Below are 20,571 nucleotides of genomic sequence, written 5' to 3'. Positions count from 1 at the left end.
CCCGGGGAGAATCCCCGGGCCCCTGACGGAGCGAGTCACCGCGCAGCGGTCACCGCACCGGTGCGAAGTCCCGCGCCCCGATGAACGACGGCCTCGGCACCGGCGCCGCGAACGGCTCCTGTGCCGTGTTCTCCACGCTGTTGAAGACGATGAAGACATTGCTGCGCGGATACGGGGTGATGTTGTCCCCGGAGCCGTGCATCGCGTTGCAGTCGAACCAGGTCGCCGAGCCCGCCTTGCCGGTGAACAGCCGGATGCCGTGCCGGTCCGCGAACGCGGTCAGCGCTTCGTCCGACGGCGTCCCGGCGTCCTGCATCTGCAGCGACTTCTTGTAGTTGTCCTTCGGCGTCTCGCCCGCGCAGCCCAGGAACGTCCTGTGCGACCCGGGCATGATCATCAGTCCGCCGTTGGTGTCGAGGTTCTCGGTCAGCGCGATCGACACCGACACCGTCCGCATCCGAGGCAGTCCGTCCTCGGCGTGCCAGGTCTCGAAGTCGGAGTGCCAGTAGAAGCCCGAAGCCCCGAACCCCGGCTTGACGTTGATCCTGGACTGGTGGACGTACACGTCCGAGCCGAGGATCTGCCGGGCTCTGCCGACCACCCGCTCGTCGCGCACCAGGCCCGCGAAGATCTCGCTGATCCGGTGCACCTCGAAAACGGAACGCACCTCCTGCGACGTGGGCTCGATGATCGAGCGCTCGTCGGCGCGCACCACCGGGTCGGAGATCAGCCGGTCAAGCTCGGCACGGTAGAGCGCGACCTCGTCCGGAGTGATCAGCTCCTCGATCGCCAGGAAGCCGTCGCGCTCGTACGACTGCAGCGCGGACGGGGCAATGGGGCCCGGCGCCCCGGGCGGCGACCAGACCACCGGGTCCTGGCGGGGAGTGGCCGTCTCGGTGGCGCCGCGGGTCGGGTAGAGATCGGTGATCGCGGTGGTCATGTGTCAGCCCTCCTCGGTCAGGAGCGGGTAGATGCCGTTCTCGTCGTGGTCCTCCCGTCCGGTGACGGGAGGGTTGAAGACGCAGACGCAGCGGAAGTCGGTCTTGGGACGCAGCGTGTGACGCTCATGGCCGTCCAGCAGATACATCGTGCCGGGCTCGATCCAGTGCGCCTCGCCGGTCTCGTCGTTCGTGAGCTCGGCCTCGCCCTCCACGCAGAGCACGGCCTCGATGTGGTTCGCGTACCACATCGACGTCTCCGTACCCGCGTACAGCACGGTCTCGTGCAGCGAGAAGCCGACCTTCTCCTTGGCGAGCACGATGCGCTTGCTCTCCCAGGTGCCGGACTTCGCCCTGACATGCCGGTCGGTGTTCTCGATGTCCTTGAACGATCGGACGATCACGGTGGTGCGCTTCCTCTCCAGCTTTCGGTGTTCAGGCGGTCTCGCGGACGGCTCGGGCGAGGGTGCTGAGGCCCTCGTCCAGCTCGTCGGGCGTCACGGTGAGCGGCGGCAGCAGCTTCACCACCTCGCTCTCAGGACCCGAGGTCTCCAGCAGCAGACCGAGCTCGAAGGCGCGGGCGCAGACGGCGGACGCCCGGGACTTGTCGGCGAACTCCAGGCCCCAGACCAGTCCCCGGCCCCGGAAGTGGGCTCCGTGGGCGGAGTTCTCGTCGGCGATCGCGAGCAGCGTCTGCTCGACCTGCTCACCGCGCGCGATGGTCTGCTTCTCCATCTGGCCATCGGCCCAGTAGGCGTCCAGTGCGGCGGCTGCGGTGACGAAAGCGGGGTTGTTGCCGCGGAATGTGCCGTTGTGCTCGCCCGGCTCCCAGACGTCCAGTTCCGGGTTGAACAGGCAGAGGGACATGGGCATTCCGTAGCCGCTGATGGACTTCGACAGGGTGACGATGTCCGGGGTGATGCCTGCCTCCTCGAAGGAGAAGAAGGCTCCCGTGCGGCCGCAGCCCATCTGGATGTCGTCGACGATGAGCAGCATGTCCTGGCGGTGGCAGAGGTCGGCGAGCGCCCGGAGCCACTCGGGGCGGGCGACATTGATGCCGCCCTCGCCCTGCACGGTCTCGACGATCACCGCGGCGGGCTTGTTGAGACCGGAGCCGTGGTCCTCGAGCAGCCGCTCGAACCAGAGGAAGTCCTGGACCTGGCCGTCGAGGTAGTTGTCGAACGGCATGGGCGTGCCGTGCACCAGCGGGATGCCCGCGCCGGCCCGCTTGAACGCGTTGCCGGTGACGGCGAGCGAGCCCAGCGACATGCCGTGGAAGGCGTTGGTGAACGAGACGATCGACTCGCGGCCCTTCACCTTGCGGGCGAGCTTCAGCGCAGCCTCGACGGCGTTGGTGCCGGTCGGGCCGGGGAACATCACCTTGTACGGCAGATCGCGCGGCCGAAGCACGATGTTCTGGAAGGACTCCAGGAAGGCGCGTTTCGCGGTCGTCGCCATGTCCAGGCCGTGGGTGATGCCGTCGCGCTCCAGGTAGTCGAGGAGCGCACGTTTCAGTACCGGGTTGTTGTGGCCGTAGTTGAGTGATCCTGCGCCGGCGAAGAAGTCCAGATAGGTGTGGCCGTCCTCGTCGGTGAGTCGGGCGCCCTGCGCGCGGTCGAACACGGCGGGCCAACCGCGGCAGTAGCTGCGCACCTCCGACTCCAGGGTCTCGAAGACACTCAGGGCGGGCGGGGTGATGGTCACAGCGATCTCTCCTGATGTGGGGGTCAGACGGTGACGGTGATCGGGCCGATGCGGTAAAGCACCTCGGGCTGGTGTGCCCCGTCGGGGAACAGCCCGCCGTCGAACAGGACTTCGCGTTCCAGGGACGCGCCCCGGCGGGCCGCGAAGGAGGTGAAGAGGCGGTCGGACGCGGTGTTGTCGGGGGTGACGGTCGTCTCGATCGCGCGGATGCCGTGTGCGGCGGCGACGCGCTGCGTCAGCGCCTCGAGGAGCGTCCCGGCCAGTCCGCGGCCGCGATGCGCCTCGTCGACGGCGACCTGCCAGACGACCAGCGTCTCCGGTCGCTCCGGCCTGATGTAGCCGGTGACGAATGCGATCGGCTCACCGTCCGTGCCACGGGCCACCACGGAGGTCGCGGCGAAGTCGCGGCACCACAGCAAATAGCTGTACGAGGAGTTCAGGTCCAGTACCTCGGAATCACGTGCGATCCGCCAGATCGCGGCTCCGTCCTCGACGCGTGGGCTGTCGATGCTCAGTGCGGTGGTCATGCGAATTCAATTTACCGAGCAAATTCGCGGATTGCATCGATGGAAGGGGTTGGGTGGAGAGCCGCTGTGTGTTATCGCGCGCGGGTGCGCACTGGCGCGAGCAGATGGCGAAGCCTCCCTATTTGTACGGGAGTTATCGGGCAAAAGATCTTGCGTGTGGAGTCGGTCACATGCTCGTGACTTCCGTGGAACGCGTCCGGAATGCGCGTTCCGTGAGGTCAGGCCACCTTGATGAAACTCTAGCGTTTAGGGTCACGGAAAGCGGGCAGGAGAATGCGGGGAGCCCCTTCCGATAAAAGGGCTCCTCTATTCTTTAATTCATATGCCATTTATTTCTCGCGTGCCGGAGGGCGGGAGGCATTGCTCGTCCGGCGGTCGGCCGCCGTCTGCACCGCTCCGGACGCCGCCCGCTCCGCTTGCGGCCGTGCCCGGCCGGGGCCGGGGCGGGGCTCGTAGAGTGCTGCTCATGAGCGATCGCGTGGTGCTGCATGTGAAGGGGCGGGTGCTCGTCGGGCCCGATGAGGTGCGGGACGAGCTCTGGGTGGTCGGCGGGCGCATCACGTTCCGGCGTCCATCGGGAGAGGCCAGGACGGTCGAGGGCTGGGCGCTCCCGGGGCTGGTCGATGCCCACTGCCATGTCGGGCTGGACCAGCACGGTGCGGTGGACGAGGCGACCAGCGAGAAACAGGCGCTGGCCGACCGGGATGCCGGCACGCTCCTCATCAGGGACGCCGGTTCACCCGCGGACACCCGCTGGATCGACGACCGCGACGATCTGCCGAAGATCATCAGGGCCGGCCGGCACATCGCCCGCACCCGTCGCTACATCCGCAACTACGCCCATGAGATCGAACCCGACGACCTTGTCGCGTACGTGGCGAGGGAGGCGCGCCGGGGTGACGGCTGGGTCAAGCTCGTCGGCGACTGGCTCGACCGCGAGGCGGGTGACCTGGGTGCGTGCTGGCCGCGTGAAGCCGTCGAGGCGGCCATTGCGGAGGCGCACCGGCTGGGCGCCCGCGTCACCGCGCACTGCTTCGCCGAGGACTCGCTGAGGGATCTCGTCGAGGCGGGCATCGACTGCATCGAGCATGCGACCGGGCTGACGGAAGAGACCATTCCGCTGTTCGCCGAGCGCGGTGTCGCCATCGTCCCGACGCTGGTCAACATCGCGACGTTCCCGCGCCTCGCGTCGGGTGGCGAGGCCAAGTTCCCGCGCTGGTCGGCTCATATGCGGCGACTGCACGAGCGCAGGTACGACACGGTCCGCTCGGCGTACGACGCGGGCATCCCGGTCTACGTCGGTACCGACGCGGGCGGCTCGCTGCCGCACGGGCTCGTCGCGGCGGAGGTGGCGGAGCTGGTGAAGGCCGGCATCCCGGCGCTCGACGCGCTCTCGGCCACGACGTGGGGCGCACGCAGCTGGCTGGGTCGCCCGGGACTCGAGGAGGGCGAGCCGGCGGACCTGGTGGTGTACGAAGCGGATCCGCGCGCGGACGTAAGGGTGCTGGCTGCGCCACGGCGGGTGATTGTCAGCGGCCGTGTGATGGACTGAACCACCGGGCCGCGGCCGGGTTGACGAAGCGTGACGCACGGTGGGCGTCGTTCGTTGAGCATGGTTCGGCGCACCCGGCCGAGAGCGACCGGCGCGCGCCCCCTGTCTCGCCGCAGTGGCTGTTTCCGGGAACACCCGTGCCCGATTAATCGAACGCGGGCGCGGAAACGCCACTTTTGAGTGAACTCACTCCAGGTGTCGGTCTGTTCACTCTCGGTGCGCGAGTATTCGGGTGTTCTCAGTCGCCGCCGACGCGCACGAGTCCCCGTGGCGGGCGGCCTGGCGATGCCATGTCTCTTGTGGGGGTTCCACCACCGTGAACAGCAACACCTTCCGTGTGCCCGCACGCCGTTCCGCAGCCGCGGCGGTCTCCGTCGCACTGGCCGCCGCGGGGCCCGCGGCGTTCGCCGCCCCGGCCCATGCGACGGGCGGCGACGGGCGGGCGAGCGCGGTCGTGCTCCGTACCGGTCTTGACGTCTCCCTGCTCAACCGGACGGTCAATGTGCCGCTCAAGGCTTCCCTCAACGAGGTCGAGGCCCCCGCGAGTGCCCAGAGGACCGCGCTCACCGTCCAGTTGGAGGGCGTCGACCAGGGGCGGCCGTTCAGTGTGCTGCGTGCGGACGCGGCGAGCGCGGAGGCGACCGCGGACCGGGAGAAGTCCGAGGGCCACGCCGACCTCGCCCGGGCGAAGGTGCATGTGCCGGGGCTGCCGCTGCTCTCGCTGATCGAGGTGGAGAAGGTCACCGCACGGGCGGTCTGCGAGGCGGGCGGGAAGCCGGTGGCCGAGTCGAATGTGCTCGGCACGGTCCGGGTGCTGGGCAAGAAGGTCAGGCTCACGGCGGGCGGCACGACACGGGTCGCAGTGCCCGGCGCCGGCGAGGTCACTCTCGTCCTGTCGCACAAGGAGACGACCTCGCGCACGGCGGCGGCGACCGCGCTCCGACTGAACGTGTCAGTGAATCCGCTGAAGCTCAACGTCGCCGAGGTCAAGGGCGTGGTGACGCTGGCTGCCGCGGCCTGCGAGGTGCCCGGTCCCGCCCCGGCGACCACGCCGGACGTGAAGCCCCAGACGGGTGTGGAACCCGCGACGCCGGCCGTCGCCGAGTCCGCGCCCTCCGACCCCGGCTCCGACAGTCTCGCGGCGACGGGCAGCAGCCCCACGACGGTGCTCGTCGCTGCCGGTGCAGTCGCGCTCCTCGCCACGGGCGCGGGCGCGGTGGCCCTGGCCCGCCGGCGGGCCCGCGACTAGGGCCTCTGCTCGATCTGCGGGGCACGGCCGCCCCCTTGCGCGGGCGCTACCGCCGCGGTCTCGGTGGCCCGTTCAGGCTGGGCGGCCGTGCGGCGCTGCCCGCCGTCAGCGTTCTCACGGTGCGGACCGAGGGGGACGACGCCTGCTTCTTCCTGCACCGGCGTGAGGGGGGTGTCGCGGTGGCCATGCACACCACGCACGTGGCCCCCGCCGGCGAGTTCCAGCCGCATGCGGACGTCCTGCCTGTGTGGGAGTCCGATCTCGACCTGTGGAGGACGGCGGTGCGCGAGTACGCGGAGGAGTTCCTCGCCGTCCCCGACGCCGTGGGGGGCGGCGGCGTGACCCTCGACTACGGGCACGACATACCGTTCGCGGACTTCGAGCGGGCGCGACGGGACGGGAAGGTCCGTGTGCGCTTCCTGGGGATCGGACTGGACCCGCTCACCTGGAAGCCGGAGATCTGTCTGGTCTGCGTGTGGGACGCGGAGGCATTCGACAGGATCTTCGCGTCCATGGGGCAGCGCAACGAGGAGGGCGTGCTCGTCGTCGGTCCCCGCGCCCGCTCGGGCTACCGCGGGATCAGGTTCAGCGAGGGGAACGTACTGGGTTACGCCTCCCACAAGGAGACCCTGCCAGCCGGCCGCGCCTGCCTCGCGCTGTCATGGCGCTGGCGGCACGAGCTGGGGCTGAACCCCACGGGCCGCTGACCACCGCGGCCCGCCCTCCACCTGCCCCCGGTGGCGGACGGCCCGGGCAGGGGGAACGGCTCCGCTCATCCGCCGACCATCGTCAGAGCCTGGTCCAGTGCCTGCAGGAAGCGGTTGGTCGTGGCGCGGTCGCGGACCGCCACACGGAGCCAGCGGTGGTCCAGGCCGGGAAACGTGTCCCCGCGCCGTGCCGCGAAACCCAGACCGCGCAGCCGCTCGCGCACCTCGTCCGCGCGTTCCGTACGGATCAGCACGAAGGGTCCCTCCGCCTCCGTCACCACCCGCACCTCGTCGAACTCCGCAAGTCCGGCCAGCAGATGCGCCCGGTCCTTGACGATGCGCTCCGCCGCCTCCGCCGCCTCCGTGAGCGCCCGCTGCGAGACACACGCCTCGGCCGCCGCCAGGGCCGGCGTCGACACCGGCCAGAGCGGCTGAGCACGCTCCAGCAGGGCGATCGTCTCCGGTGCGGCGAGTACGTAGCCGATCCGCAGCCCCGCCAGCCCCCAGGTCTTGGTGAGGCTGCGCAGCACCACCAGCCCCGGGACATCGGTGCGTGACGCCAGCTCCTCCGGCTCGCCCGGCACCGCGTCCATGAACGCCTCGTCCACCACGAGGACCCGGCCCGGCCGCGCCAGCCCGGCGATCGCGTCGGCCGGATGCAGGATCGACGTCGGGTTCGTCGGGTTGCCGATGACGACGAGGTCCGCCGACTCGGGCACGGCGTCCGGGTCGAGCCGGAAGCCGTCCTCCTCGCGCAGCACCACACGGCTCACCGGGTGGCCCGCGTCCCGCAGTGCCGCCTCGGGCTCCGTGAACTGGGGATGGACCACGAGCGGCCTGCTCACCCGCAGCGCCCGCGCGAGCAGCACGAACGCCTCCGCCGCCCCGGCCGTCAGCAGCACCCGCTCCGGAGGCAGACCGTGCCGCGTCGCGACCGCGGCCCGGGCGGCCCGCCCGTCGGGGTAGGCGGCGAGCGACGGCAGCGACCCGGCGATGTGGTCGCGCAGCCACTGCGGGGGAGTGCCGGTACGTACGTTGACCGCGAGATCGGTCAGCCTCCCGTCCCGGACCTCCGCGTCGCCGTGGTGGCGCAGATCATGGCTGTCGGCGTGCGAGTTCATGGTCGTCCTGCTCGTGAGGGCTGCTGCGGGGGTACGGGGACGGAGGCGGCCTCCCGGTAGAGCTGCACCACCAGATCGGCCAACTCGCCCACGGGGCCGATCACTTCGGCGAACCGCACATCGGTCTGCGGATGCACGGCCTGCCAGCCTTCCGCCTGCAGTCGCGCACGCTCCACCGGACCGCCGTCGAACAGGATGTACGGCAGCACGACGATACGACGGGCCCCGAGGCGCACACAGCGGTCGAGGCCGGCCGGTACATCGGGTGCGGCCGACGACACGAACGCCGTCTCGACCCCTGCGTACCCCCGCCCCTCCCAGAGCAGCCGCGCCGCCCGGTGCACCTCGGCGTTGGCATCGGGCGCGGTGGAGCCCGGAGCCACGAGCAGTGCGGTCACCTCTGCCCGGTCTCTCGGCGTACGGCCCGCCGCACCCACGCCCAGCGCCTCGTCCAGCCGCCGCTCCAGCACCGTGAGCAGGGCCGGAGCAGGGCCGAGCGACCGGCTCCGGGCGACGGACAGCCCGGGGTGCCGCCCGGGCACCGCCGCCAGGGCACCGGCCAACGCGTCCTCGGCCCGCGCGTCGGGGACCAGCGTCAGCGGGACCGTCGTGATCCGGCTCGCGCCCGCGGCAACGAGCTCGTCCACCGCCTCGGCGACCGGCCACCGGTCGGCACCGATCAGGCCGCCGGCCACCGGAACATCCGGGTGACGGCTGCCCAGCAGCGCCACGAAATCCTGGAACCCGGCGGCCGCGGCGTCGTGCCGGGCGCCGGGGGCGGCGATGAGCAGTGCGGGCGGGGAAGTCACACGATCTCCTCGGGGCGGGGCGGCGATGCCGGTGCTGCCGCTTGCGTCGCATCATGTCCAACGTCACCGGATCCACACCGGGCGGTGGCCTGCGGCGTCTCCCCGGCCGGCGCCGGCCCGGGGCGGGTCCTCGCGCCGCGGCCTGCCGTCCGGAGCACGGCCGGTTCCCGAACCTGTAGGTCCGGAACCGGGGAGTCCGGAAGGCGTACGATCGCACAGGTCACCCTGCCGGGTCGCCCCTGCGTCCCCGACTTCCGCTTCGGCACGAGCAGATCGCCACCACCCGCGAGCGCCGCCGCCTCGGCAACCGACGGTGTGCCCACAGCGCTCCGCACCGCCCCGGAGGGATGCGGCACCGGCACCCGTGCCAGCTCCTGCGCCGGATACCCGCGCAGCGGTACGCCGAGCGCCGCCGCGGCCCCGACGATCCCCGGCTCCGCCGCCCTGACGTCCACCGTCGCCAGCGCGACGACCGGACCGGCCCGCTCCCCGGCGTCCAGCAGTGCCGCCCGGATCAGCTCGAGTACTTCCTCGACCGGCGCCCCGGGCCGCGCACCGACCCCGACGACCACGCCGCTCATGGCGTGGCGCCCGGCGCCGGAGGGGCTGCATCCGCTAGCAAGAACCCATGGCGGTCTTCGTCGCGCTCGGCGCGTTCCTGATGACGCTGGCCGGCGGGTGGACGGCGCAGCGTGTGACCGACCGAAGGCACCTCGTGCTGGGCCTCGCGGGCGGGCTCATGCTGGGCGCCGCCGGGCTCGACCTGCTGCCGGAGGCGATGCACGCGGCGGGCCACGAGGTCTTCGGGGTGCCGCAGGCCCTGCTGCTGTTCGTGGGCGGATTCCTCCTCGCCCACCTCGTGGAGCGGCTGCTGGCGGCCCGTCAGGCCTCGCACGGTGCGTACAACGGACGTGTACACGACCATCGCGTGCCGGAGGTCGGCATGACCGTCGCCGCAGCGATGATCGGCCACAGCCTCATGGACGGCATCGCCATCGGAGCGGCCTTCCAGGCGGGCGGGGGCATGGGCGCCACGGTCGCGCTCGCCGTCATCAGCCATGACTTCGCCGACGGTTTCAACACGTACACGGTCACCAGCCTGTACGGGAACGAACGCCGCAAGGCCCTCGCCATGCTCTTCGCCGCCGCGCTCGCACCCGTCGCCGGCGCCGCGTCGACCCTGCTGTTCACCATGCCGGAAGAACTGCTGGGCAGCTATCTCGGCCTCTTCGGGGGTGTGCTCGTCTATCTGGCGGCGGCCGAGATCCTTCCCGAGGCGCACCACCAGCACCCCGCCCGGTCCACGCTGCTGTGCACAGTGGGGGGAGTGGCGTTCATCTGGCTCGTGACGGGTGTGGCGGAATGACGCCGGGCAGCCGCTCACGCCCGCCGGGACCATTCCGCGCATCTTCGGACGAGGCGGTGCGCCGTCTCCGGCACGCCGGCCCAGTGCGTATGCACATAACTTGCATGCACCCCCTGCTGGACGAAGCCTTCGACCCGTGCCTCCGGCTGCCGCAGCCCCCAGGCCGCCTGTGGCCCCGCGCCCGGCTCCAGGACCGTGCGATGGAACTCGTGCCCACGCATACGAGTCCCGGCCGCGGCCAGGACACTGTCGCTCACCGCCACCGCGTCCCGGTAGCCGAGTGTCAGCCGCTCCGACATCCGCGCCTCGGCGTCCAGCACCCCGCACATGGGTCTGCCGTCCAGTGAGCGTGCGAGGTAGAGCAGCCCCGCGCACTCCGCCGCGACCGGCGCGCCCGCCTGCGCCAGCTCGGAAACCGCCTTGCGCAGACGGGAGTTGGCTGACAGCTCGGGGGCGTAGACCTCGGGGAAACCGCCACCGATGACGATGCCGCCGGTGCCTTCGGGAAGTTCTTCGTCGCGCAGCGGATCGAAGGGGACCACCTCCGCTCCGGCAGCCTCCAGCAGCTCCGCGTGCTCGGCGTACGAGAACGTGAAGGCGGCGCCGCCCGCCACGGCGATCACCGGTCCCCGGCCGCCGCTCCGGTCCGGGCCGGTGGTGGGGGCCCAGGCCCCGGCCGTCACCGGCGGAGCGCTTCGCGCCAGCGCCAGCAACGCCTCCAGATCGCAGCCCGCCCGCACCTGCTCGGCCTGCGCCCGCACCGCGTCCACGGCCTCGGAGTGCCGCTCGGCCACCGGCACCAGGCCCAGGTGCCGTGACGGTGTGCTCACCGCGGGGGCGCGCCGCAGCACACCCAGCACCGGCACACCCGACTCCTCGAGTGCCTCGCGCAGCAGTGCCTCGTGCCGGTCGGTCGCGACCTTGTTGAGGATCACCCCGCCGAGCCGCACCTCCGGGTCCCACGAGGCGAAGCCGTGCACCAGCGCCGCAACCGACCGTGACTGCGACGAGGCGTCCACGACCAGCACCACGGGGGCCCGCAGCAGCTTCGCCACCTGGGCGGTCGACGCGAGTTCACCCTGTCCCGCCGCACCGTCGTACAGCCCCATCACACCCTCGACCACCGCCAGATCGCAGCCCCGCGCGCCGTGTGCGAAGAGCGGTGCGATCAGGTCGGTGCCGCACATGTAGGCGTCGAGATTGCGCCCGGGCCGGCCGGTCGCCAGTGCGTGATAGCCGGGGTCGATGTAGTCCGGACCCACCTTGTGCGGGGACACGGCGAGACCGCCCGCCGTGAAGGCCGCCATCAGGCCCGTCGCGACGGTGGTCTTGCCGCTACCCGACGCCGGTGCGGCGATGACGAGACGTGCTACCACTCGATGCCCCGCTGGCCCTTCTGGCCCGCGTCCATCGGATGCTTGACCTTGGACATGTCGGTGACGAGGTCGGCGAAGTCGACCAGTTCCTGCGGCGCGTTGCGGCCCGTGATCACCACATGCTGGGTGCCGGGGCGCTCGCGCAGCACCTGCACCACCTCGGCGGTGTCGATCCAGCCCCAGTGCAGCAGATAAGCGAACTCGTCCAGGACGTAGAACGTGTACTTCTCCGCCGCGAGGTCGCGCTTGACCTGCTCCCAGCCCTCGCGCGCCTTGTCCTCGTGGGACTGCTCGCCCTCGGCGGGGGCGCGCTGGATCCAGGACCAGCCCTCACCCATCTTGTGCCAGTCGACGGCGCCGCCCTCACCGCTCGCGCCGAGGACCTTGAGCGCGTTCTCCTCGCCGACCTTCCACTTCGCCGACTTGACGAACTGGAACACCCCGACCGACCAGCCCTGGTTCCAGGCGCGCAGCGCCATTCCGAAGGCGGCGGTCGACTTCCCCTTGCCGATGCCCGTGTGCACCATCACCAGCGGGCGGTTGCGGCGCTGGCGGGTGGTGAGTCCGTCGTCCGGAACGGTGGTCGGCTGTCCCTGCGGCATTACGCGGCCCTCCTGTTGGTTCCCGTGCTTGCCTGTACGTCCCTGACCAGTCCGGCGATGCTGTCGGCGCGCAGCTCGTCGAGCGTGACGGCCGTGCCGCCGAGTTCACGGGCGAGATCGCCGGCCAGCCCGAGTCGTACCGGGCCGGATTCGCAGTCCACCACCACGCCCGCCGTGCCCTCGGCGGCGTGCAGCCGGGCGGCGCGCGAGGCGAGCGCGAGCGCGTCACCGCCACGTCCACCGGTCGCCCGGCCGTCCGTGACCACCACCAGCAGGGGGCGGCGCGCGGGATCGCGCAGCCGCTCGACCCGCAGCACGTCGTGGGCCTTGAGCAGGCCCGCGGCCAGGGGTGTGCGCCCGCCCGTCGGCAGCTGCTCCAGACGCGCGGCCGCCGCGTCCACCGACGACGTCGGCGGCAGCGCCACATCGGCGTCCTTGCCCCGGAAGGTGATCAGACCGACCTTGTCGCGCCGCTGGTACGCGTCAAGCAGCAGCGACAGCACCGCGCCCTTGACCGCCCCCATCCGCCGGCGTGCCGCCATCGACCCGGAGGCGTCCACGACGAACAGCACGAGGTTGCCCTCGCGGCCCTCACGGGTCGCCTGGCGCAGATCGTCCCGCCGGACCACCAGACCCGTGCCCGAACGACCGCGCGCCCGCTGGTGCGGGGCCGCGGCCTGCACGGTTGCCGACAGATGCAGCTTGGTGAGCGCTCCCTGGGGCCGCCGGGCCCCGGTGGTGCGGCCGTGCTCGGTACGGGCGCGTGAGCGGCGCCCGGCCGCGCCCTCGCCGAGCCCGGGCACGGTCAGCATCTTGGTGCGGAAGGGCTCGGCGGCCCTCACGGCGGTCTGCTCGCCCGCGCCCGGCCCCGGGGCGCCGGCCGCGGACGGTTCCTGCTCGGGGCCGTCCGCGGGCGGTTGCGCATCCGGACCTTCCCCCTGTGGCGGGATTCCGCCACCGCCTCCGGGTCCGCCGTCGGGCCCTTCGGGCCCTCCGTCCGGGTCGGGCTCCGGCTCGTCGTCGCCGCCGAACTGCTCCAGCGTCTCGTCGAGTTTGTCCTCGTCGAGGCCGGGCGCGTCGAAGGGATTGCGCCGCCGGCGGTGGGGGAGCGCGAGCAGGGCGGCCTGCCGTACGTCCTCCTCCCGTACGTCGGTACGCCCCGCCCAGGCGGCCAGCGCGGTGGCGGTCCGGGCCATCACGATGTCGGCGCGCATACCGTCCACCTCGAACGCCGCGCAGGTCGCCGCGATCTGCCGCAGCGCTGCATCACCGAGCTCGACCTGAGGCAGCAGATCCCGGGCTGCGACGATCCGCTCGCGCAGCGCCGCCTCCTCGTCCGCCCAGCGTGCGGCGAAGGCGGCCGGGTCGTCGTCGTACGAAAGCCGCCGCCGGACGACCTCCACCCGCTGGTCCGGTTCCCGTGAGGCAGCGACCTCCACGGTGAGCCCGAAACGGTCGAGCAACTGCGGCCGCAGCTCACCCTCTTCGGGGTTCATCGTTCCGACGAGCAGGAAGCGTGCGGCATGGCGCACGGACACGCCCTCGCGTTCCACGTACGAGGCGCCCATCGCGGCGGCGTCCAGAAGCAGGTCCACCAGGTGGTCGTGGAGAAGGTTGACCTCGTCGACGTAGAGCACCCCTCGGTGCGCGTCCGCGAGCAGACCCGGCTCGAAGGCCTTCACGCCGTCCGCGAGGGCCCGTTCGATGTCGAGCGCCCCCACCAGCCGGTCCTCCGAGGCACCGACGGGCAGTTCCACCATCCGCGTCGGACGTGCCATCCCGGCCCCGTCCCGATGCGGGCCGTCCGGGCAGGCGGGATCGGGCGCCCCCGGCGCACAGGAGAACCGGCATCCCGACACGACGTCCACGTCCGGCATGAGGGCCGCCAGCGCGCGCACGGCGGTCGACTTGGCGGTGCCCTTCTCGCCGCGCACGAGAACCCCGCCCACGGCGGGCGAAACCGCGTTCAGCAGTAGTCCCAGCCGCAGATCGTCCATGCCCACGATCGCGGTGAAGGGGTAATGAACAGCACCACTCATACGTTCCGATCCTCCCGCTCGCGCCCCACCGGCACGTCCAGTCGTTCGTCGGCCGGCCCGGGGATCTCTTCCCGCCCGAGCGGCATCCCGCCTCTCACGGCGCACCCGGCGCGACGAAAGGCAGCCCCGAGGGCGCTCCGCTCTCGATCAGCCGCAGCAGCGCGTCCGTGTCGGCGTGTTCCTCGATCAGATCGCCGAGGCGGTCCAGCTGTTCCTCGCGCAGCAGGCCGAAGCTCGTGTCCGGGGCCGGTACGAAACGGCGCCCGGCGGCCGCCGCCACTTCCCGCAGGAACGCCCGGCGGAAGCCGTCGCTCTCCAGCGAGCCGTGCCAGTGGGTGCCCCAGACGGCGCCGACCCGGCAGCCGTCCAGGAAGGGCTCACCGCCGGTCACTTCGGCGACTCCGTGATGGATCTCGTAGCCCTCGACCCGCTCCCCGAGCGCCTCCCCGGACGGTCGCGCCAGGGTCTTCTCCTGCGCGAACCGCACCCGTACCGGCAGCAGGCCGAGGCCCTCGACCTCGCCGGCCCGTGACTCGACGTCGTCCTCGATGCGCTCGCCCAGGGCCTGGAATCCGCCGCAGATGCCCAGCACCGGGCGGCCCTCCGACGCGCGCCGTGCGATGGCGTCCGCGAGCCCGCGCTCGCGCAGCCAGCCGAGCGCCTTCACGGTCCCGCGGGTACCGGGAACCACCACCAGATCGGCGTCGACGAGCTCCTCGGCGCGGTCCACGAAACGCACCACGACGCCGGGTTCGGCCGCCAGCGCGTCCACGTCGGTGAAGTTGGACATCAGCGGTACGGCGCACACAGCCACGCGCAGCACGTCCTCACCCACCGGGGCCGCGGTCAGGGACTCGCGAACGGCCCCCCGCAGTGAGACCCGCAGGCCGTCCTCCTCGTCGATGCCGAGTCCGTGCGCATACGGCAGGACGCCGTAGGTCCGGCGTCCGGTCAGCCCGTGCAGCATCTCCAAACCCGGCTCCAGCAGCGTCACATCGCCCCGGAACTTGTTGACCAGATAGCCCGCGACCAGTTCCTGGTCCTCGGGGGCGAGCAGTGCGGTCGTGCCGAAGAACTGCGCGAACACCCCGCCCCGGTCGATGTCCCCGACCACCAGCACGGGAAAACGCGCGGCCCGGGCGATGCCCATGTTCACGATGTCGGTGCGGCGGAGGTTGATCTCCGCGGGGCTGCCGGCTCCTTCGCAGATGACCGCGTCGTACGTGCTCCGGAGCTTCTCCAGGCACTCCACCACCGGCTCGAACAGCTCCCGCTGCCTCCCCCCGTGGTAGCCGCGCGCACTCAGTTCGCCCACCGGCCTGCCCATCAGGACGACCTGGCTGGAGCGGTCGCTGCCCGGCTTGAGCAGCACCGGGTTCATCAGCGCCGAGGGCTCCACACGGGCCGCCTGGGCCTGCATGGCCTGCGCCCGGCCGATCTCCGCCCCCTCGTGGGTCACAAAGGAATTGAGGGACATGTTCTGCCCCTTGAAGGGCGCTACCTTCACGCCCCGGCGCACCAGCCACCGGCAGATCCCCGCCGTGACGACGCTCTTGCCCGCGTCCGACGTGGTCCCGGCGACCAGCAGTCCACCACCGCTCATGTCCGCTTCCCCCTCACTGCCCCGTGCACGAGCCGCGTGCCCGCGCACACCGCAAGCGCCAGTACGCCCACGCGCCGCGACAGCCGCACCGCCCGCCCGATGTCCGCGACCTCGACGGCGCGCCCCGCTGCGTTGAGCACGGGCCGGTGCTCGACCCGCCCGCCGTACGAGAGCGTCCCCCCGAGCCTTACCCCGAGCGCGCCCGCGAACGACGCCTCCACCGGACCCGCGTTGGGGCTCGGATGCTTCGCGGCGTCCTGGCGCCAGGCCCGTACGGCACCGCGCGGATCGCCGCCCGCGACTGCCGCGAGTCCGGCGGTGAGGCGTGCACCCGGCCAGCCCGCCACGTCGTCCAGCCTCGCCGACGCCCAGCCGTACCGTCGGTAGCGGGCAGATCTGTGCCCCACCATGGCGTCCAGGGTGTTCACGGCGCGGAAGCCGACGAGCCCCGGCACCCCGGCGAGCGCGCCCCACACCAGGGCCCCGACGACGGCGTCGGAGGTGTTCTCGGCGACTGATTCGACGACGGCGCGGGCGATCCCGGGGCCGTCGAGTGCCTGCGGGTCACGCCCGCACAGATGGGGCAGCCGCTCGCGGGCGGCTTCGATGTCCCCGGCCGCCAGCGCCGCGCCGATCGCTTCGGCCTCCCGGCCCAGCGAAGTACCGCCGACGACCGTCCATGTGGCGGCCGCGACCAGGGCGACGGACGCGGTACGGGAACGGCTCAGGCCGGCAGCGGCGAACGCGCCCATCGCGACCGCGCCGCCGGCGCACACGGCGGTGTGCAGAGCGCCCCAGCCCCGGTGGTCGCGCCAGAGCGCCCGTTCGACGGCAGCGGCGGCCCGGCCGAACGCGGCGACCGGATGCCCGCGGCGCGGATCGCCGAGAAGCAGGTCGCCGGCAAGTCCGGCTGCGGCACCGCACGCAAAAGTGATCCCTGGGGAGACACCCCCCCAGCCTCCCGGCTCGGCAGGCATGTTCGTCCTCACTCAGGGTCCGCGCCCTGGCTCGACGTGACCGGCGGGAGAGAGTTCCTGGCTCCGGGAGTACACCCCGTGACAGTGGCGGGACCGCGCCGGATTCGCACCGGCTTCCTCTTCTGCCGCCGTAATGGCTCCGGAAGTCCACCATGGGCCGCGAACACCCGTCAACTCGCCTTTGACCTGCGCAGGGACAGTGTGCGGAGTCCCACACGGGTCCCGGACACGGCAGGAGCCGGACCTCTCGGAAGAGGTCCGGCTCCTGCCCTGTGGGATCGTCCGCGGTTCGGGGCCGTCAGATCACGATCAGATAGATGCCGTACGCGACCGCGGCCGCGCACAGCGCGAAGGAGGCGTAGGCGCCCGTGCGTGCGAGGGGCGCGGAGCCACCCTGCGCGGCGGCCGCTTCCTGCCGGGAGAGGCCCACGATGCCCAGGGTGAACATGCCCACCAGGGCGACGGTGACGACGAGGCTCACGCCGAAGACGGAGCCGAGAGCTGCCCAGTCGATCTTCATGCTGTTCGTTCTTTCCTTACACCGTGGCGGTGGGTGCGGGGGAGGTCTCACCGGCGGGTGCCGGGATGGTGGCCTTCAGCTCCTCGGCCGCGGCCACGGTGGGAGGCGGGGTGACGGCGGCGATGGCGGTGGTGATCACACCCGCGGGCTCCCCGATCTCGTCGTCGGTGACGTTCGTGTGGTCCACCGGCTTGCGGCGCGAGAGCGCCCAGATGGCGCCCGAGCCCGAGATCAGCAGCACCGCGACGGCGACGATGCCCCAGGTGCCCTGAGCGGTCAGGAACTCGGCGCCTGCTGCGGCCAGACCGGCGGCCGGCAGGGTCAGGCCCCAGGCGACGAACATCCGGGTCGCGGTGGACCAGCGGACCACACCGCCCTTGCGGCCGAGGCCCGCGCCCATCACGGCGCCGGAGCACGACTGGGTGGTGGAGAGCGAGAAGCCCAGGTTCGAGGAGGCCAGGATGACCGTGGCCGCGCTGGTCTGGGCGGCGAAGCCCTGCTGCGGCCGGAGGTCGGTCAGGCCCTTGCCCATGGTGCGGATGATGCGCCAGCCGCCGAGGTACGTGCCGAGCGCGATCGCCACACCGGCGGCGACGATGACCCACATCGGGGGGTTCGAGCCGGGGGCGAGGACGCCGCCCGTGACGAGGGCCAGGGTGATGACACCCATGGTCTTCTGCGCGTCATTCGTGCCGTGGGCGAGGGAGACGAGCCCGGCCGAGGCGATCTGGCCGGCGCGGTAGCCCTTGGAGGTGGCCTTGTCGTCGGCCGTGCTGCCGATCTTGTACGTCAGCTTCGTCGCGAAGAACGCGGCGAGGCCGGCGACGAGCGGGGCGGCGACGGCCGGGATCAGGACCTTGGTGACGATGGTGCCGCCGTCGACGGCGGAGAAGCCGGCGGACATCACGGCCGCACCGATCAGACCGCCGAAGAGTGCGTGCGAGGAGCTGGACGGCAGGCCCAGCAGCCAGGTGAAGAGGTTCCACAGGATGGCGCCGACGAGCGCCGCGAAGATCACTTCTGTGCGTATGCCCTCTTCGTTGATGATTCCGCCGGAGATCGTCTTGGCGACCTCGACGGACAGGAAGGCGCCGACGAGATTGAGCACGGCGGACATGGCCACCGCCGTCTTCGGCTTGAGTGCACCGGTCGAGATGGTCGTCGCCATCGCGTTGGCTGTGTCGTGGAAACCGTTCGTGAAATCGAACACGAGAGCGGTAATGATCACGATCCCGAGGAGAAGCGTGATGTTTTCCATTTACCCAGGCTTCTATTGGACGTCAGTGGCCCGCCGAACGTAGGCAATCTGGGTGAACGGAAGATGAACTGGGTCGGGCGTTGCGGTGTCACCAAGCGAGTTTCTCCCCCTCCGCTTGTGAAGCGGAGGGACCGCGGAGTCCGGTGGATCCGTGTCGGGGAGGGCCTGAAGGGCATTTCGCCACCGTGCCCCGGACCCCGCCGGCGCCGTCCGTGAACCGCCGAGGAGATTCCGGTCACCCCGGCCCGTGAGCGGTGGAGGGCCTGGAAGGATCACTGCATGACCGGGTGGCAGCAGGAGAAGCAGCGGCAGGACCTCATCGGGAAGGCATGGGCCGGCCTCGTGGCCACCGCCCGCCGGACCGTGGCGGACGGACTCGTCGTCGGGACCTCGGGAAACGTCTCCGTACGCGTCCCGACCGACGCCGGTGACCTCGTCCTCGTCACTCCGAGCGGAGTGCCCTACGACAGACTCGGCGCGCAGGACGTCGTCGCCGTCGGGCTGGACGGGAAGCGGCTGATCGGCGATCTCACCCCCACCAGTGAGCTGCCGATGCATCTGGAGATCTACCGCGCCACGGATGCGACCGCCGTCGTCCACACCCACGCCGTGCATGCCACCGCCGTGTCCACGCTGACCACCGAACTGCCGTTGATCCATTACATGGCCGCGGCCCTCGGCGGGCCCGTCCGCGTCGCCCCGTACGCCCTCTACGGAACGGACGAGCTGGCCGGGAACATGCTCGACGCGCTCGCGGACCGCACGGGGTGTCTGCTCCGGAACCACGGGACCGTCACGTACGGCGGTTCACTCGACCAGGCGTACGACCGGACCGCCCAGCTGGAATGGATGTGCAGGGTCTGGCTCGCCGCGAGCTCCCTGCCCGGCCGTGAGCCGTCCCTGCTCTCCCGGGCCCAGGTCGACGAGGTGCGCGACAAACTCCGTGGCTACGGCCAGCCGGGCTGAGCCCCGTCGGCAGCCGGGGCGCGTTCACTCCCTGGGACGCGCCCACTGGCAGCAGTGCCGGGGCATGACGACACTGGAACAGTGCGCCCGGCTACAGCGACGGCAGCGGCCGTCACCACCCTGCTAGGTATCGGTGCGGCCACGTTCGCGGCCGGCCGTTACGCGAGCGACGCCGCGCTCAAGGCACCCCCCGGACGGCCCCTGCCAGGCGAGCCCCGGCTGACGGTGCACGCCACGGGTCCCGGACGCATCACCCTCACCCGCAGCCTGGTCTCCCGGCGCCCCGGTACGTACGGACTCGTCGGGACCGGTGTGCACGCGGTCGTCGGACCGGTGCTCGAGGACGTGCCCCACGCCGCGGACACCGTGGTCCGCAGGCTGGAGAGCGTCGGCCACGGCGGCCTCGACATCGGCACCAAGGTGAGGTTCACCCCTCAGCTGCACGCCGGAACCCCGGACAGCGCCCTCGGGATCGACCACCAGGACGTGGAGATCCCCGGCGAACTCGGTCCCCTTCCCGCCTGGTTCGTTCCCGGACCCCGCACCACATGGGTCATTGCCGTGCACGGCCTGGGCGCCACCAGGGAACACACACTGAACCTGATGCCGTTCCTGGTCGGACTGCGCCTGCCCGTGCTGTCGATCGCCTACCGGGGCGACGCCGGTGCGCCCCGTCCCCCGGACGGCCTCGGGCACCTCGGTGATTCCGAGTGGCGCGACCTCGACGCCGCCATCCGCCACGCCGTGCGTTCCGGGGCCGAGCGCGTCCTGGTGCACGGCTGGTCCACCGGCGGCGCGATGGCCCTGCACGCCGCCGCCAGCTCCGCGCAACGGGACCGGATCGCAGGGCTCGTCCTCGACTCCCCGGTGCTCGACTGGGAAGCGACCCTGCGCGCCCTTGCCGGCGCCCGCCGCACGCCGTCCGTCCTGCTGCCGCTCGCCGTGCGCGCGGCCCAGGGCCGGACCGGGCTGCACGGCGACCGGCTGCGGGAGGCCGCCGATCCCGACGCGCTGCGCGTACCCGTCCTCGTCTTCCACGGCCCCGACGACAGGGTCGCCCCCTGGGGGCCCTCCCAGGAACTCGCCGCCCGCCGCCCGGACCTGGTCACCCTCCAGACCGTCCCGGACGCCCCGCACGGTGCCATGTGGAATGCCGACCCGGCCCGCTACGAAGAGGCCCTCCGACGCTTCCTCACGCCGCTCGTCTAGCAGGTGTCCGTCGGCGCTGTGCGGGCCCTGAACAGGGCGTGGACCCGG

Annotated in this window: 20 protein-coding genes and 1 riboswitch; of the genes, 6 read left to right on the top strand and 14 right to left on the bottom strand. The window is 71.8% G+C overall.

Annotation, left to right across the window (positions count from 1 at the left end; genetic code table 11):
- Nucleotides 1–49 precede the first annotated feature (49 nt).
- Genes thpD through ectA form a run of 4 tightly spaced genes read right to left on the bottom strand, consistent with a single transcriptional unit; the run spans nt 50 to nt 3,169 of the window.
- Nucleotides 50–940 (bottom strand): ectoine hydroxylase, encoded by an 891-nt coding sequence (gene thpD / locus AC068D_RS13935; protein ID WP_478823240.1) that lies wholly within the window; start codon nt 938–940, stop codon nt 50–52.
- Between the two features lie 3 nt (nt 941–943).
- A complete protein-coding gene (locus AC068D_RS13930; protein WP_478823239.1) occupies nt 944–1,342 on the bottom strand; it encodes an ectoine synthase in 399 nt (132 codons plus the stop codon).
- 31 nt (nt 1,343–1,373) lie between these two features.
- Nucleotides 1,374–2,642, bottom strand: a complete 1,269-nt coding sequence (gene ectB, locus AC068D_RS13925) for a diaminobutyrate--2-oxoglutarate transaminase (protein WP_478823238.1) — start codon at nt 2,640–2,642, stop codon at nt 1,374–1,376.
- A 23-nt stretch (nt 2,643–2,665) separates the two neighbouring features.
- The gene (gene ectA / locus AC068D_RS13920) at nt 2,666–3,169 is read right to left on the bottom strand and encodes a diaminobutyrate acetyltransferase (RefSeq protein WP_478823237.1); all 504 of its coding nucleotides are present in this window, start codon (nt 3,167–3,169) and stop codon (nt 2,666–2,668) included.
- 466 nt (nt 3,170–3,635) lie between these two features.
- Here ectA and AC068D_RS13915 point away from each other — a divergent pair, with 466 nt between their 5' ends.
- The 3 genes from AC068D_RS13915 to AC068D_RS13905 all read left to right on the top strand — a co-directional run bounded on the left by AC068D_RS13915 (nt 3,636) and on the right by AC068D_RS13905 (nt 6,677).
- Nucleotides 3,636–4,721 carry an amidohydrolase family protein gene (locus AC068D_RS13915; protein ID WP_478823236.1) on the top strand — a complete coding sequence of 362 codons (1,086 nt, stop codon included), beginning with the start codon at nt 3,636–3,638 and terminating at the stop codon, nt 4,719–4,721.
- A 316-nt stretch (nt 4,722–5,037) separates the two neighbouring features.
- Nucleotides 5,038–5,970: an SCO1860 family LAETG-anchored protein gene (locus tag AC068D_RS13910; protein WP_478823235.1), complete on the top strand. Its 933-nt coding sequence runs from the start codon at nt 5,038–5,040 to the stop codon at nt 5,968–5,970.
- A gap of 35 nt (nt 5,971–6,005) precedes the next feature.
- Nucleotides 6,006–6,677, top strand: coding sequence for a hypothetical protein (locus tag AC068D_RS13905; RefSeq protein WP_478823234.1), 672 nt, complete (start codon nt 6,006–6,008; stop codon nt 6,675–6,677).
- A 65-nt stretch (nt 6,678–6,742) separates the two neighbouring features.
- On the opposite strand, the gene cobC is transcribed toward AC068D_RS13905, so the two are convergent.
- Genes cobC through AC068D_RS13890 form a run of 3 tightly spaced genes read right to left on the bottom strand, consistent with a single transcriptional unit; the run spans nt 6,743 to nt 9,188 of the window.
- Nucleotides 6,743–7,798: an Rv2231c family pyridoxal phosphate-dependent protein CobC gene (gene cobC / locus AC068D_RS13900; RefSeq protein ID WP_478823233.1), complete on the bottom strand. Its 1,056-nt coding sequence runs from the start codon at nt 7,796–7,798 to the stop codon at nt 6,743–6,745.
- Nucleotides 7,795–8,607, bottom strand: coding sequence for a sirohydrochlorin chelatase (locus tag AC068D_RS13895; protein WP_478823232.1), 813 nt, complete (start codon nt 8,605–8,607; stop codon nt 7,795–7,797). Before AC068D_RS13895 ends, cobC begins: the two co-directional genes overlap by 4 nt.
- On the bottom strand, nt 8,604–9,188 hold the full coding sequence (locus tag AC068D_RS13890; RefSeq protein ID WP_478823231.1) for a cobalamin biosynthesis protein: 585 nt from the start codon (nt 9,186–9,188) through the stop codon (nt 8,604–8,606). Before AC068D_RS13890 ends, AC068D_RS13895 begins: the two co-directional genes overlap by 4 nt.
- A gap of 47 nt (nt 9,189–9,235) precedes the next feature.
- Between AC068D_RS13890 and AC068D_RS13885 the strand changes: the two genes are divergently transcribed.
- Nucleotides 9,236–9,973, top strand: coding sequence for a ZIP family metal transporter (locus AC068D_RS13885; RefSeq protein ID WP_478823230.1), 738 nt, complete (start codon nt 9,236–9,238; stop codon nt 9,971–9,973).
- Between the two features lie 14 nt (nt 9,974–9,987).
- Here AC068D_RS13885 and AC068D_RS13880 read toward each other — a convergent pair whose 3' ends face one another.
- From AC068D_RS13880 to AC068D_RS13850, 7 genes are all read right to left on the bottom strand, one after another.
- Nucleotides 9,988–11,349 carry a cobyrinate a,c-diamide synthase gene (locus AC068D_RS13880; RefSeq protein WP_478823229.1) on the bottom strand — a complete coding sequence of 454 codons (1,362 nt, stop codon included), beginning with the start codon at nt 11,347–11,349 and terminating at the stop codon, nt 9,988–9,990.
- The gene (gene cobO / locus AC068D_RS13875; protein ID WP_478823228.1) at nt 11,343–11,951 is read right to left on the bottom strand and encodes a cob(I)yrinic acid a,c-diamide adenosyltransferase; all 609 of its coding nucleotides are present in this window, start codon (nt 11,949–11,951) and stop codon (nt 11,343–11,345) included. The genes AC068D_RS13880 and cobO overlap by 7 nt, the downstream gene beginning before the upstream one ends.
- Nucleotides 11,951–13,990, bottom strand: coding sequence for a putative cobaltochelatase (locus tag AC068D_RS13870; RefSeq protein WP_478823227.1), 2,040 nt, complete (start codon nt 13,988–13,990; stop codon nt 11,951–11,953). Before AC068D_RS13870 ends, cobO begins: the two co-directional genes overlap by 1 nt.
- Before the next feature lie 94 nt (nt 13,991–14,084).
- The gene (locus AC068D_RS13865) at nt 14,085–15,593 is read right to left on the bottom strand and encodes a cobyric acid synthase (RefSeq protein WP_478823226.1); all 1,509 of its coding nucleotides are present in this window, start codon (nt 15,591–15,593) and stop codon (nt 14,085–14,087) included.
- Nucleotides 15,590–16,570 (bottom strand): cobalamin biosynthesis protein, encoded by a 981-nt coding sequence (locus AC068D_RS13860; RefSeq protein WP_478823225.1) that lies wholly within the window; start codon nt 16,568–16,570, stop codon nt 15,590–15,592. The genes AC068D_RS13865 and AC068D_RS13860 overlap by 4 nt, the downstream gene beginning before the upstream one ends.
- Nucleotides 16,571–16,601: 31 nt before the next feature.
- A riboswitch (cobalamin riboswitch) is annotated at nt 16,602–16,737 on the bottom strand.
- A gap of 131 nt (nt 16,738–16,868) precedes the next feature.
- Entirely contained in the window at nt 16,869–17,090 is a 222-nt protein-coding gene (locus AC068D_RS13855; RefSeq protein WP_478823224.1) for a hypothetical protein, read from the bottom strand.
- A gap of 16 nt (nt 17,091–17,106) precedes the next feature.
- On the bottom strand, nt 17,107–18,348 hold the full coding sequence (locus AC068D_RS13850) for an inorganic phosphate transporter (RefSeq protein WP_478823223.1): 1,242 nt from the start codon (nt 18,346–18,348) through the stop codon (nt 17,107–17,109).
- 279 nt (nt 18,349–18,627) lie between these two features.
- On the opposite strand from AC068D_RS13850, the gene AC068D_RS13845 reads away from it, so the two are divergent.
- Complete coding sequence (locus AC068D_RS13845; protein ID WP_478823222.1) at nt 18,628–19,314, top strand: class II aldolase/adducin family protein; 687 nt, start codon at nt 18,628–18,630, stop codon at nt 19,312–19,314.
- Between the two features lie 81 nt (nt 19,315–19,395).
- Nucleotides 19,396–20,523 carry an alpha/beta hydrolase gene (locus AC068D_RS13840; RefSeq protein ID WP_478823221.1) on the top strand — a complete coding sequence of 376 codons (1,128 nt, stop codon included), beginning with the start codon at nt 19,396–19,398 and terminating at the stop codon, nt 20,521–20,523.
- Nucleotides 20,524–20,571 lie beyond the last annotated feature (48 nt).

The organism is Streptomyces sp. NPDC043861, assembly GCF_056435905.1.
The sequence above is the reverse complement of the archived record's forward strand: the minus strand, read 5'-3'. Positions and strand labels throughout refer to the sequence as shown.